The 476-nt window shown below is 60.3% G+C and carries 1 protein-coding gene; it reads left to right on the top strand.

Annotated elements, in window-relative coordinates:
* On the top strand, positions 1-476 hold a 476-nt coding region (locus C5B91_RS21565; protein WP_119713049.1), incomplete at both ends, for a helix-turn-helix domain-containing protein.

Here is a 476-nt window from a genome sequence, read left to right on the forward strand (position 1 = left end):
CGCCCTTACAGCCCTCCACGGTGAGCAGACGGTCTCTGCACTCGCAACAAGTCTTGATCGGAGTCTCAGCTACACCTCAGAACTCGTCGAACGCCTCGAAACGGCTGGCCTCGTCGAGACACGTCGACAGGGGAAAACAAAGCGGATTCGACTGTCGGACGCAAAGGCCCTCGAGTTACTCACGGACCTCACGCAACAGTATTCACACATCGACTGGCCGGAGCTGTTGTCAGGGGCAGCCCTCCGTGTGTGCTACTACCTCGACACCCCACGGACCGCGACCGAACTCGCACGCCGCGCCGACGTCCACCGAAGTACCGTCCACCGTGCGCTTGCCCCGCTTCAACATCGCGGAATCGTCGACCAAACTGATGACGGCGCGTACGCACTGAATGACGGCTTCGAACAGCTGAGCGTATTCGCTCGTGAGCTTGCCCATCACGTCCACCGTCAGACTGTCGAAGAACAGACCGACA

The sequence above is a fragment of the Haloferax sp. Atlit-10N genome, assembly GCF_003586325.1.
Classification (GTDB): Archaea; Halobacteriota; Halobacteria; order Halobacteriales; family Haloferacaceae; genus Haloferax; species Haloferax prahovense.